At 57.3% G+C, this 12,492-nt stretch carries 12 protein-coding genes; 7 read left to right on the forward strand and 5 right to left on the reverse strand.

What is annotated here, in order from left to right:
* Nucleotides 1–52: 52 nt before the first annotated feature.
* Nucleotides 53–904 carry a bifunctional DNA-formamidopyrimidine glycosylase/DNA-(apurinic or apyrimidinic site) lyase gene (gene mutM / locus AC2FLE_RS12695; RefSeq protein ID WP_496689846.1) on the reverse strand — a complete coding sequence of 284 codons (852 nt, stop codon included), beginning with the start codon at nt 902–904 and terminating at the stop codon, nt 53–55.
* Nucleotides 905–990: 86 nt separating this feature from the next.
* Here mutM and ubiE point away from each other — a divergent pair, with 86 nt between their 5' ends.
* Both ubiE and ubiB read left to right on the forward strand, forming a co-directional pair.
* A complete protein-coding gene (ubiE, locus tag AC2FLE_RS12700; RefSeq protein ID WP_142638232.1) occupies nt 991–1,743 on the forward strand; it encodes a bifunctional demethylmenaquinone methyltransferase/2-methoxy-6-polyprenyl-1,4-benzoquinol methylase UbiE in 753 nt (250 codons plus the stop codon).
* A complete protein-coding gene (ubiB, locus tag AC2FLE_RS12705) occupies nt 1,743–3,272 on the forward strand; it encodes a 2-polyprenylphenol 6-hydroxylase (RefSeq protein ID WP_282022492.1) in 1,530 nt (509 codons plus the stop codon). Before ubiE ends, ubiB begins: the two co-directional genes overlap by 1 nt.
* A gap of 97 nt (nt 3,273–3,369) precedes the next feature.
* Here the strand turns inward: ubiB and AC2FLE_RS12710 are convergent, their stop codons facing one another.
* Nucleotides 3,370–4,545, reverse strand: a complete 1,176-nt coding sequence (locus AC2FLE_RS12710; protein WP_496697442.1) for an acetyl-CoA C-acyltransferase family protein — start codon at nt 4,543–4,545, stop codon at nt 3,370–3,372.
* 118 nt (nt 4,546–4,663) lie between these two features.
* Between AC2FLE_RS12710 and AC2FLE_RS12715 the strand changes: the two genes are divergently transcribed.
* The 5 genes from AC2FLE_RS12715 to AC2FLE_RS12735 all read left to right on the forward strand — a co-directional run bounded on the left by AC2FLE_RS12715 (nt 4,664) and on the right by AC2FLE_RS12735 (nt 9,341).
* Nucleotides 4,664–5,227 (forward strand): helix-turn-helix domain-containing protein, encoded by a 564-nt coding sequence (locus AC2FLE_RS12715; RefSeq protein WP_271950762.1) that lies wholly within the window; start codon nt 4,664–4,666, stop codon nt 5,225–5,227.
* Nucleotides 5,228–5,337: 110 nt separating this feature from the next.
* Nucleotides 5,338–6,522, forward strand: coding sequence for a glycine C-acetyltransferase (locus AC2FLE_RS12720; RefSeq protein WP_496697444.1), 1,185 nt, complete (start codon nt 5,338–5,340; stop codon nt 6,520–6,522).
* A gap of 14 nt (nt 6,523–6,536) precedes the next feature.
* Nucleotides 6,537–7,565, forward strand: coding sequence for an L-threonine 3-dehydrogenase (gene tdh, locus AC2FLE_RS12725; RefSeq protein ID WP_496697491.1), 1,029 nt, complete (start codon nt 6,537–6,539; stop codon nt 7,563–7,565).
* Nucleotides 7,566–7,628: 63 nt separating this feature from the next.
* A complete protein-coding gene (locus AC2FLE_RS12730) occupies nt 7,629–8,510 on the forward strand; it encodes a tryptophan 2,3-dioxygenase (protein WP_142638241.1) in 882 nt (293 codons plus the stop codon).
* A gap of 3 nt (nt 8,511–8,513) precedes the next feature.
* Complete coding sequence (locus tag AC2FLE_RS12735; protein ID WP_142638243.1) at nt 8,514–9,341, forward strand: alpha/beta hydrolase; 828 nt, start codon at nt 8,514–8,516, stop codon at nt 9,339–9,341.
* Nucleotides 9,342–9,641: 300 nt separating this feature from the next.
* Here the strand turns inward: AC2FLE_RS12735 and AC2FLE_RS12740 are convergent, their stop codons facing one another.
* From AC2FLE_RS12740 to AC2FLE_RS12750, 3 genes are read right to left on the reverse strand one after another with little or no spacing between them, the layout of a single operon-like run.
* Nucleotides 9,642–10,421, reverse strand: coding sequence for an IclR family transcriptional regulator (locus tag AC2FLE_RS12740; RefSeq protein WP_496697447.1), 780 nt, complete (start codon nt 10,419–10,421; stop codon nt 9,642–9,644).
* 11 nt (nt 10,422–10,432) lie between these two features.
* On the reverse strand, nt 10,433–11,791 hold the full coding sequence (locus AC2FLE_RS12745) for a TRAP transporter large permease (protein ID WP_496697449.1): 1,359 nt from the start codon (nt 11,789–11,791) through the stop codon (nt 10,433–10,435).
* Nucleotides 11,791–12,456, reverse strand: a complete 666-nt coding sequence (locus AC2FLE_RS12750) for a TRAP transporter small permease (RefSeq protein ID WP_496689853.1) — start codon at nt 12,454–12,456, stop codon at nt 11,791–11,793. The genes AC2FLE_RS12745 and AC2FLE_RS12750 overlap by 1 nt, the downstream gene beginning before the upstream one ends.
* Nucleotides 12,457–12,492: the final 36 nt, after the last annotated feature.

A 12,492-nucleotide genomic window follows, 5' to 3' on the forward strand; every position in this document is an offset into this window, starting at 1 on the left:
CGGTTGTTCCGTTCAGGTACGATTCCTTACCACGCGAAAAACTTGGATCAAGCTATCTTTGGCATTGCACACAATAGAAGGATGAGCGACCGGACTGGGTGATTCTCTTGATTTCTGCCCCGCACCCCCCTGTCCGGCAGGGCGCACCCTCGCGCCCGTAGACATCAAAGCTGTGCTGAAAATATCCAAGTTCTCCATCGGCTTGCCGGAAATCCCGCAGCGACGATCCACCTGCCTCGATCGCCTCCTGCAGCACTTGACGAATGATCGGAACCAACCCGGCAACGCGGGTTGAAGAAATCTGTCCCGCTTTGCGACGTGGCGACACTCGACCCCGATACAGCGCTTCGCAGACGTAGATATTGCCCAGTCCTGCAACGATTCCCTGATCCAACAGCGCTGATTTGACCGGTGTGTTCTTGCCTTTGAACGCTTCGATCAGATGCTGTTCATGAAAATCATTGCCCAAAGGCTCCGGTCCCAGGACCGATAACAGCTTATTATGCTCGGCGGTTGCCGTAGGTAGCAGGTCCATCGCACCAAACCGACGTGGGTCATTGAAGGTGATCCGGGCACCATTGGCCATGTGAAACACCACATGGTCATGTTTCTCGGGCATGGGATGGGTATGCGCAAATTGACCCAGCGGATCACCCGAGACCGTCATTCGCCCGGACATGCCCAGATGAATCAGTAACGTTTCGCCACTGCTAAGATCAGCTAGAATGTACTTGGACCGCCGCCGCAACCGATCGACCCGCTGGCCGGTCAGCCGTTCGGCCATCCGGTCAGGAAACGGCCAGCGCAAATCGGGGCGATTTACATCCGCCTGTTCGATCACGATACCTTCCATCGCCGGGGACAGGCCGCGTCTTACTGTCTCGACCTCGGGCAATTCGGGCATTTCCTGGCTCCTATTCCAAAGGGCCGCATTGTGCCCGGTTCTTATGGCCCTATAACAGAGGCGAAATTCGACAAACGGCAAGGCAAATGTCCGACAACAGCGACAAGACCACTCATTTCGGGTTCGAAACCGTGCGCGAGGCCGACAAGGCCGGGCGCGTGCAGGGCGTGTTCAACTCGGTCGCCTCAAAATACGATGTGATGAACGATGTCATGTCGATGGGCATTCACCGGATCTGGAAAGACGCAATGATGGACTGGCTGGCCCCACGCCCCGGTCAGCGCCTGCTGGACGTTGCGGGCGGCACCGGCGATATCTCGTTCCGGTTCCTGAAACGCGCAGGCCGTGGCCATGCCACCGTTCTGGACCTGACCGAGCCGATGCTGATCGAAGGCCGACAGCGGGCCGAGGCGGATCAGATGTCGGACAGTCTGAATTGGGTGGTGGGCGATGCGATGGCCCTGCCGTTCGAGGATAACACCTTTGACGTCTACACGATCTCCTTCGGCATCCGAAACGTGACTCGCCCGCAAGAGGCATTGAACGAGGCCTACCGCGTATTGAAACCCGGCGGCCGCCTGATGGTTTTGGAGTTCAGCCAGTTGCCCAATGACGGGCTGCAGAAACTCTATGACCTCTATAGTTTCAATGTCATCCCGCGCATGGGGAAACTGATCGCCAATGATTATGACAGCTATCAGTATCTGGTCGAATCGATCCGTAATTTCCCGGATCAGGATACTTTCCTGAACATGGTCCGCACCGCCGGGTTCGACAACGCGAAATACCGTAACCTGACCATGGGCATTGCCGCGCTGCATTCCGGCTGGAAAATCTGATGCGCGGCCCTCACAATATCATCCGCTTGATCCGGACCGGCGCGACGCTGGAACGGACGGGTGCCATGAATGTCGTCCTGGACGCGTTCGAAGCACCACGTGCCCTGCGAGTTCTGGCCCACACCCTGGGCAAACCCTTTCAATGGCTGGGTTACAAAGGCGATCCGTCGATGCCCCCAGCCACCCGTGCCCTCACCGCCCTGGGACCTGCTTATATAAAATTCGGTCAGGTTCTGTCCACGCGGCCCGACGTGGTTGGAGACGAACTGGCAGAACAGCTACGCGTGCTGCAGGACAAACTGCCCCCGTTCTCCAAGGCCGAGGCCATGGCCGAGGTCGAGAAAGAGCTTGGTCAACCCGTCGTCGAGATATTCGATGAGTTTAGCGAACCGATTGCGGCCGCCTCAATCGCCCAGGTCCATAAGGCCAAGTTGGTCAGCACAGGCGAGGATGTCGCCGTCAAGGTTTTGCGGCCGGGGATCGAACGTGCCTTCCGCAAGGATGTTGATGCGTTCTATTTCGCTGCCCGAATCGTGCAACTCTTCGCCCCCGGCGCGCGCCGCCTGCGCCCGATGGAAGTGATCGAACATTTCGACGGCGTCGTGCGTGGCGAACTGGACTTACGTCTGGAAAGCTCGGCTGCCTCGGAATATGCCGCTAACACCAAGGACGATGCCGGATTCTGGTTGCCCCCCGTGGTCTGGTCCCTGTCGGCGCGTCGGGTAATGACACTCAGCTGGGCAGATGGCATCCCGCTGGGCGACAATGGCGCACTGGATGCAGCCGGTCATGACCGCCGCGATCTGGCCGAACGCGTGCTGCGCCTGTTCCTTCTCCACGCTCTGCGCGACGGCTATTTCCACGCTGACATGCACCAGGGTAACCTGAAGGTCGCGGCAAATAGCGATATCATTGCCTATGACTATGGCATCATGGGCCATATCGACGAATACACGCGCCGGGTCTATGCCGAGATTCTCTTTGGCTTTATCCGCCGCGACTACAAGCGCGTGGCCGAGGTGCATTTCGAGGCCGGATATGTCCCTGCCAATCAGGATGTCGATGAATTCGCCCGTGCCCTGCGCGCGGTTGGAGAGCCGATCTTTGGTATGAACGCCACCCATATCTCAATGGGACGGTTGCTCAGCTATCTGTTCGAAGTCACTGAACGCTTCGGCATGGAAACCCGTACCGAGCTGATCCTGCTTCAGCGTACAATGGTTGTGGTCGAAGGCGTCGCGCGTTCACTCGACCCGCAAATGAACATCTGGGAAGTCGCCCGGCCCGTGGTCGAAGACTACATCAAACAATCCATCGGCCCCCGCGCCGCACTTCGCGATCTTGGCAAAACAGCAATGGTTCTGGCCCGGTTTGGTCCGCGGCTTCCAGCACTGGTGGAAAACGCATTGATTTCCCAAACCCAAAAGGATGAGCCGACCCGGTCGCGCCTATGGTCCGTTGCCTTGCCCGCCACCATTGGTGCCGCTACCGGCGCGGCGCTCGTCCTATTGCTGACAAGCTTCAGCTAAACCCAATCCCGCCCGCCTCATCCGGCCAAAAATACCTTCGGGGGAATTGCGCCACAGGCGCGATGAGGGCCAGACAGCCCCCCTGCTTGGTTCGGTTTCAGAGCAGCTCAAAGGCAATGGCGATGCCCTGACCGCCACCGATGCACATGGTGACCAAACCCTTGGACCCGCCCGTGCGCTCCAGCTCATATAGGGCTTTCAGCGTTATAATCGCACCGGTTGCACCCACCGGATGGCCCAGCGCAATCGCCCCGCCATTCGGATTTACCTTGGCGGCATCCAAGCCCAGCTCTTTGTTCACGGCCAACGCTTGCGCGGCAAAAGCTTCGTTGCTTTCGATCACATCGAAATCACCCAGCGTCAGGCCCGTCCGCGCCATCAGGTTCTGCACCGCAGGAACCGGACCAATGCCCATCACCTCGGGGCGTACGCCTGCGTGGCCATAGCCCAGAATGCGTGCCTTGGGTTTCAAGCCGGCCTTCTCGGCCGCCTCCGCCGAGGCCAGTACCATCGCCGCCGCACCATCGTTGATGCCCGACGCGTTGCCTGCCGTCACCCGGCCATCCTTGCGGAAGGCAGGACGCAGCCCGGCCAGCGCCTCGGCGGATGTCTGTTTGGGATGCTCGTCGACCATGAAATCGACCATGTCGCGCTTGACCTTGACCTGAACCGGCGTGATCTGGCTTTGGAAATACCCCGCCTCCAGCGCAGCCGCCGCACGGGTTTGGCTGGCCATCGCGAATTCATCCATCTGCTCACGGGTGATCTGGTGCTCATCAGCAACGTTTTCGGCCGTAATGCCCATATGGCCAGTGCCAAACGGGCAGTTCAACGCACCCAGCATCATATCCATCGAGGCGACATCGCCCATCTTTGCACCCCAACGGGCCTGTGGCACGATATAGGGGCTGCGCGACATGCTTTCGGCGCCACCAGCCACCGCGAATTCAGCATCGCCCAGCATCAGGGACTGTACGGCCGATACAATCGCCTGCGCACCGGACCCGCACAGGCGGTTCACGTTCATCGCGGGCGTCTCAACCGGAATACCGGCCTGTTTGGCCGCGGCGCGTGACAGGTACATGTCGCGTGGTTCGGTATTAATGACATGACCAAACACCACATTGCCGATTTGCTCGGGCGCAACTCCAGATCGCTCCATCGCCGCTTCAGTCACAACGGTCGCCAGATCAATCGGCGCAGTTGAAGCCAAGGCGCCACCAAATGTGCCAATCGCGGTGCGCGCACCATCAAGAATGACGATATCTTTCATGTCTCTTCTCCTCGTGGATTTGCGGGCACTATGCATCCAGCCATTGGAACTGTCCCATAGGACGTACCGTCACAAGCGGAATTGACATGAGGCCACCAAACGCGCATGAGATTCCGTCATGACGGAAAATTCAGACGATATCCTGACGCGCCTGCCCGCCCGCCTGAAAGAGGCCCGCCGCGCCAAAGGCCTGTCGCTGGAAGCTGTGGCCAATCTCAGCGGCGTGTCCCGATCCATGGTCAGCCAGATCGAACGCGGTGAAAGCAGCCCGACGATCTCGACCCTGTGGAACCTGACCCGCGCCCTGCAGGTGGACTTCGCTGGCCTGCTGGAAGAGGCCAATAACGCCGATCAGATCGAAACCCTGCGCAGCGACGAAGTGCCCAGCATCGACAATATGGGCCAGAATTGCCGCATCCGTATCCTCTCCCCGCCCGAAGAGGCCGGTGGCCACGAGGTCTACGATATCCGCTTTGACAGTGATGGCGCGCTGAACAGCCAACCACACGCCCGCGGCGCGCATGAACAGTTGACGGTACTTGAAGGTGCGGTGCGCGTCACCTCGGGCAGTGCCGTCAGCGAACTGAACCAGGGCGACACCGCGCGATACGCGGCCGACGTTCTGCATTCAATTACTGCCAAGAAGCCAGCAAGGGTGTTCCTGATCGTCAAAAACGCCTGACACCGGCGCATTTCCGCCTTTACGGAAATTTTTCCTTCATACTGTAATTCCCCTATTTGGGAATTTCATCCGTTATGTTAGACATGCGACTCAGTTGAACGGAGATCGCCATGTCAGATGCATTCCTGTCCCATGTCACCGACACCCTCGTGCAGATCGAAGCGGAGGGTCTGTACAAGCGTGAACGAATGATCACCTCGCCCCAGGGCGGCGAGATTACTGTGGGCGACAGGCAGGTCATCAATCTGTGCGCCAACAATTATCTGGGTCTGGCCGATCATCCGGCACTGATCGCCGCCGCCAAAGATGCGATGGAGCCCAAAGGGTTCGGCATGGCCTCGGTCCGGTTTATTTGTGGCACACAGGACATTCACCGTGAGCTGGAACAGAAGCTGGCACAATTCCTGAATAAGGACGATGCGATCCTGTTTGCCGCCTGTTTTGATGCCAATGGAGGGCTGTTTGAGCCTTTGTTAGGGCCTGAAGACGCCATCATCTCGGACAGTCTGAACCATGCCTCAATCATCGACGGGGTACGGTTGTGCAAGGCCAAACGTTATCGTTATCTGAACAACGACATGAACGATCTGGAGGCCTGGCTGAAGCAGGCACGCGAGGACGGCGCGCGACACATCATGATCGCGACAGACGGTGTGTTTTCGATGGATGGCTATCTGGCTAACTTGCCGAAAATCCGCGAACTGGCGGACAAATATGACGCCATTGTCATGGTCGATGACTGCCATGCCACCGGATTCATGGGTCCGAACGGGGCCGGTACACCGGATCATTTCGGTGTCGACGTGGACATTCTGACGGGAACCTTGGGCAAGGCACTTGGGGGGGCTATCGGCGGTTACATCGCCGGGCCGCAGCCAGTGATCGACCTGCTGCGGCAGCGGGCGCGGCCCTATCTGTTCTCAAATTCGCTGCCGCCTTCAATCGTTGCTGCCGGGATCGAAGCCATCCGTCTGGTCGAAGAGGGCGACATGCTGCGCGCGCAACTGTTCGGCAACGCCAAGTATTGGCGCGCGGGATTGGAAAAGTTGGGTTTTGACCTTCTACCGGGCGAACACCCGATCATCCCGGTAATGCTGGGCGAAGCACAACTGGCGCAGGACATGGCCGCAAAGCTGTTTGACGAAGGCGTTTATGTTTCGGGTTTTTTCTTCCCCGTCGTCCCGCGCGGTAAGGCACGGATCAGAACGCAGATGAATGCGACGCTGACAAAGGATGAGCTGGACCGTGCGCTGGCCGCCTTTGGCAAGGTCGGCAAAGAGCTGGGGATTATCTGATGCGACCCAATACGATGAAAGCGCTGGAAAAATCCAAGCCCGAGGAGGGGCTGTGGATGGTGCAGGCCCCGGTGCCCGAGATCGGCCCTGATGAAGTGCTGATCCGCATCAACAAGACCGGCATCTGCGGCACCGATATCCACATCTGGAACTGGGACGACTGGGCCGCCGCCACGGTGCCCACCCCGATGATCACCGGCCATGAATTTGCCGGTGAAATCGTTGAGATCGGGCGCAACGTGACCGGGCTTGAGATCGGCCAGCGCTGCTCCGGCGAGGGGCACCTGATCACAACCGACAGCCGCCAAAGCCGCGCTGGCAAGTTCCATCTGGATCCCGGCACGCGCGGAATCGGCGTCAACGAACAGGGTGCCTTTGCGCAATACCTGAAACTACCTGCCTTCAACGTGGTACCCCTGCCCGATGACGTTCCCGACGAAATCGGAGCCATTCTCGACCCGTTGGGGAATGCTGTGCACACTGCACTCAGCTTTGATCTGCTGGGTGAGGATGTGCTGATCACCGGTGCAGGCCCCATCGGCATCATGGCCGCCGCCGTGGCCCGCCATGCAGGCGCGCGGCATGTGGTGATCACCGATATCAATCCGGACCGCTTGACGCTGGCTGCGCATGTTGTGCCAACATTGCGCCCTGTCGATGTGACCAAGGAAGATTTGCAGGACGTGATCGTCGAACTGGGCATGCAGCAGGGTTTTGACGTCGGGCTAGAGATGTCAGGTTCACAAATTGCACTGGACCAGATGGTCGAGGCACTGGTGATGGGCGGCAAGATCGCTCTGCTGGGCATCCCACCTGGAAAATCCCCCGTGGACTGGTCCCGCATCGTATTCAAGGCCATCACCATCAAAGGTGTCTATGGGCGCGAGATGTTCGAGACCTGGTATAAGATGATTGCCATGTTACAGAACGGTTTGGATGTCAGCCGAGTGATCACGCACCGTTTCAAGGTTGATGAATTTGCCAAGGGCTTTGGCGAGATGAAATCAGGTCGATCCGGCAAGGTTGTTCTGGATTGGACCTAACCCTCTGGCGTTAAACGGCTTCACCCCCTAAACAGGAGGGAACTCAGGTGTTTGGAGGCGCAGATGAGCGACAAGGACAACCGGTATCTTGAACGCGGGATCGAGGACACTCTGGTCACGGATTTCGCCGAAACCCACCGCAAGAGCTATGGCGACTTCCTGCAGCTCAAAACCCTACTGAATCTGCAAAAGACGTTTCAGGATCCCGCGCAACCAGATGAGATGCTGTTCATTATCATCCATCAGGTCAGCGAGCTGTGGCTGAAGCTGATGCATCACCAGCTGGTCGAAGTGCGCCGCTTTCTGCAAGAGGACGAATTTGGCCCGGCAATGAAGAATCTCGACCGGGTCAAAGCAATCCAGCGGCAGTTGATTTCCGCGTGGGAAACGCTTCTGACCATGACCCCCGCCGATTACATGACCTTTAGGCAAGCACTTGGCAGCTCCTCGGGATTTCAAAGCTATGGCTATCGTCAGATTGAATTCATTCTGGGCAACAAGGATGCCTCGACCCTGAAGGTTCACCAGCATGATCCCGAAGTCATGGAATTATTGGATGCCGCACTGACCAAGCCTTCGCTTTATGACGAAGTGCTGCACATGCTGGCCCGGCAAGGGTTTGACGTGCCTGATGACCTGCTGAACCGTGACTTTGCACAACCCTATTCCGGCGACCCGCGCGTGGTGAAAATCTGGGCTCAGGTGTTTCACAATACCGATCAGTATTGGGACCTCTATGCGCTGGCCGAAAAGCTGATGGACGTTGAATCCCTGTTCCAGCGCTGGCGGTTTGACCATGTCACCGCGGTCGAGCGAGTTATTGGCAACCAGCCAGGTACAGGCGGGTCTAGCGGTGTGTCGTTCCTGCGCAAAGCGCTGGACTTGCGGTTCTTTCACGATCTCTACGATGTGCGCACCGAATTGATGTATAGCGGGCAGGAGTAGGCGATGCTGTATCGTGGTTTCACTCAGACAGAGCTGGAGCAGGAGTATTCTCCCAGTTCGATGGTTGGCGGCGATCTGACACCCTATCTTGAGAGCTACGCCGCGCTGAGTGCGCAGAACCGCGCCCGGATGGAATGCCGGGAAAACCTGCCCTTCGGCGAAACATCTGAACAGGTGCTCGACTTCTTTCCTGCGTCGACGGCCAACGCTCCGCTGCATGTCTTTATTCACGGAGGTTACTGGCAGGCGCTCAGTCAGCGTGAGTCGGCGATGATGGCCCCTACACTGGTGGAAAACGGGCAAGCCTTTGCAACGCTGAACTATACGCTCGCACCTGAGGCCCGACTGGATCAGATGATCAAAGAGTGCCGCGATGCCCTGCTTTGGCTGGGATCACAGGCGACGGCCCTTGGGTTCGATCCGGCGCAAATCACCTTGTCGGGGCACAGCGCCGGGGCACATCTGGCGGCCATGATGATGGCGACTTCAGCCGATGCGCTAGCCCGCGCCGGCTTGCGGGTACGAGAGGTGATTCTGATCAGCGGCGTCTATGATCTTGAACCGATCAGCCTGACGCCGGTGAATGACCCGCTGCAACTGACCCCGGTCGAAATACACGATCTCTCACCCATCCTGCACCTGCCCGCCCCCGGTCCGCGTTACCATGTAACCGTCGCCGAGCGCGACACACCCGAATTCATTCGTCAAAGCCGGGACTATGCGGAATTGCTGCGTAAAGGCGGGCATTCTGTCAGTTTTGATCTGCAGAAAGGGATGCAGCATTTCGACATCATCATGCACGCAAGCACGTTCCTGCCGGCTCCTCGGTAATCATAGGTGTTGGGCGAAAGAATATTCTGACCTTTGCGTCATGCACTGAGCAAGTCGCCATATCCCTGCATTTGTGGCGGTACACGCAAGTGCCCGATTTGCGCCCAGAGTGACAGATGCTGTACTAGCTAGGAATGGCAGCGGTGCGCTAATGTCGACTCTGCAAAGTTGAACGAACGGAGTACACGGAACTTTTATCGCGCTCTCATCCATTCTGGTGCAGAATTCTCCAAACCGGTCGATGATCGAATTCGCAGCTGGTGAAAAAAATCACGCTTTGACTGTCATCTGAAGCATTAGTCACTCGCTCAAAAGAGCCGAAAGCTGCTTCGCTCCCTTCTGAAGTATGCCCAGAAACGACATCAGACTGTTGACGTCATGACGTTGTGTCGGCGCGTGAACCGAAAGCGTGCCTACCAATCGGCCTTGTCCATCCTGAACGGGTACTGCTAGGGCAGTCATTCCGGTCATGAACTCCTCGTCATCGGTGGAATAACTATTCTCGGAGATACGTTGGATCTCCGATCGCAATGCCTTGGGATCGGTCAGCGAGCGTTCGGTTTGTGGTTGTAGATGTCCTGCCGAAAGAAACCCATCCAGCTTTCCTTGCCGTAGTGTGGACAGGTACATCTTGCCGCTGGCCGTGCAATGGAAAGGCACCTGTGTCCCGACCGGCAGTTGAATTCGTAGGGGCCACTTCGTTTCCACCCGGTCGAGATAGATCATGCCCTCGCGGTCTGGAATGGCGAGATTACATGTCTCGCCAACAGTTTCAGCCACACTGCGCAAGATCGCCAGTCGCGCAGTGCGCAAATGCTCGGACGACATGGTGTTGACCGATAGCAGTCGCAGCCGGTGTCCCGGGCCATACGATCTGCCATCGAGATCCCGCTGCAGAAACCCTTCGGCTTCTGCGGTTTGCAGCAGACGGTGAATTGTTGGCTTGGCCAGACCTAATGCCTCAATCAGATCCGATGGTTTTACGGAAACGCCACGCCGCGCCACCTCCTCGAGGATCAGCAGGAGGCGGAGGTTGGTCGGTATTTGAGTTTCTTTTTCTTGTGTTTCCGTCTCGGCCATCCTGCAACAGTCTAGCTATTTGGCAGCAGTATCAAGGCCAGATCGGGCACAAGCGACACTAAAATCCAAACCGAAAGAAGCGCCACCAGATAGGGTACCGTATACCGAAGCAACCGGAAATAGGGTACTCCTGTTACTCCTGAAGCCACATAGAGGTTCAGCCCATAAGGTGGTGTGATGAATCCAATGGACGCCCCCACAAGGAAGATCACCGAGAAATGGATTGGATCAATCCCAACCGAGGCCGCGATTGGCGCAAGAATTGGAGCGAGAATTATGGTTACAGGTAGGCTTTCCAGAACCATACCCGAGAAGAAGACAATCACCATCGACGTGAATAGAACCGCATAGTACCCACCCATCGAGGTTACAAAATCTCCAATGGTTTGTTGCGCGCCGAGCAATGACAAGATCTGTTGCATCACAACTGATATCGCGATCAGCGGCGCAAGGATGCCGGTGATCTGGGCCGAGCGGATGACGATCGAGGGGATCTCGGGGATCGTAAAGCCTTCGACCACGAACATTTCGGTGTAACTCTTCTCGGTTGGCGATATGTCGTTTCTGGCCCCCATAATCCGGTTGATCGGATAGCTGACCAAACCAGCGAGCACACAGAAGCCAACCGTCACGCCCGCGGCTTCTGTCGGTGAAAATTTGCCTGTGTAGATGCCCCACAGCACCAGCCCAATGGCGAAAAATCCAAGCCAGGCGCCAAATGCCGTTTTCAGTACCCGGTTGAGCTGCAAAGGGATCAGATGGCCCCATCCGTTCATGCGGCAAATGATCCAGCACGCGAATTGCATACCAAAGACCATGAGCGCGCCCGGAAGAATGCCCGCCACGAACAACTCGGAAATAGGAAGGTTCATCAAGAAGCCATAGACGATGAAGATAATGGAAGGCGGGATAATGATCCCTACAGTACCCCCTGCCGCAGCGGTCGCCGCGCTGAACCGTTCGTCATAGCCACCTTTGACCATCTCGGGGTGCAGCATCGAACCAATTGTGGCTGTCGTCGCCGAGTTTGATCCCGAAATCGCCGCGAATAACCCGCAGGCACCAAGCGATGCCATCGCCAACCCACCACGTATCCAGCCCAGACAGGCATAGGCGAAATCGCTGAGCCTTCGGGCAATACCAGACTTGTTGATCAGGTCTCCGGTCAGGATAAAGAGCGGCATCGCGAGCAGGGCAAAGCCTTTGTTGAACACGTTCAACAGTTCGGCCCCCATATTGTCCAGCGTCAAGCCAAGGACGAATGAGCAGCCGATCACCCAATAGCCGATGACCAAAAACACCGGCACGCCCAGCATGAACAGAAAGGTAACCCCAAGTGAGATCAGTGTAACCAAAGTTCCGTCTGTCATCAGTCTGCTCCGATCACGGCCTGCTTGATCAGCGGCTCACCTGTTTTCCAGTTTTGCAGATCGTCGGTGAGGTTCTGAAACACACGCCCGATCATCAAAAAGAACGAAAGAGGCGCGGCCAGCAAAAACCACCACTGCATGATATTGTCCGTGCCGAGAACGATCTGAAAATTTGACGCCGATAACGCAACCAGTCGCGTGGTCGTCACGATGACGATCACGGCAAAGATGAACCACAACACCGCATCAAGGATCAAACAGGCCAACTGCCCGCCTCGGGGCATTGCGGTGCGGAACTCATTGAAACTCAGATGCGTCCGTAGGCGAACATTGTACGTGGCCCCGAACCACGCCATCACCATAAACAACAAGGGAGGGATAGTGGTGGACCACGGTTCTTGATCGTTGAACACGAATCGGTCGATCACGCCCCAGAAAATGATCAACGCAATGGCGAGGTAAGAATATACCATCACCGACCGCTCCAGATGGCGCTCGATAAACGGCACTGTCCGATAGATCAGCATGATCACGAATCCGCCCATGGCTGAAACAACCGCGCCCAACACCCATGCGGCGTCCGATTCCAGCGCTGATTGAATCTCGAACGAATCCTGGCTGAGAAAGGCACTGAAGATCGCGCCTGTGTCTGCCCAAAACGACATGTACCCCGTCCTCCCAGTCGGTGTGTATTAGAACCG

Source organism: Ruegeria sp. CDSA077 (assembly GCF_059612265.1).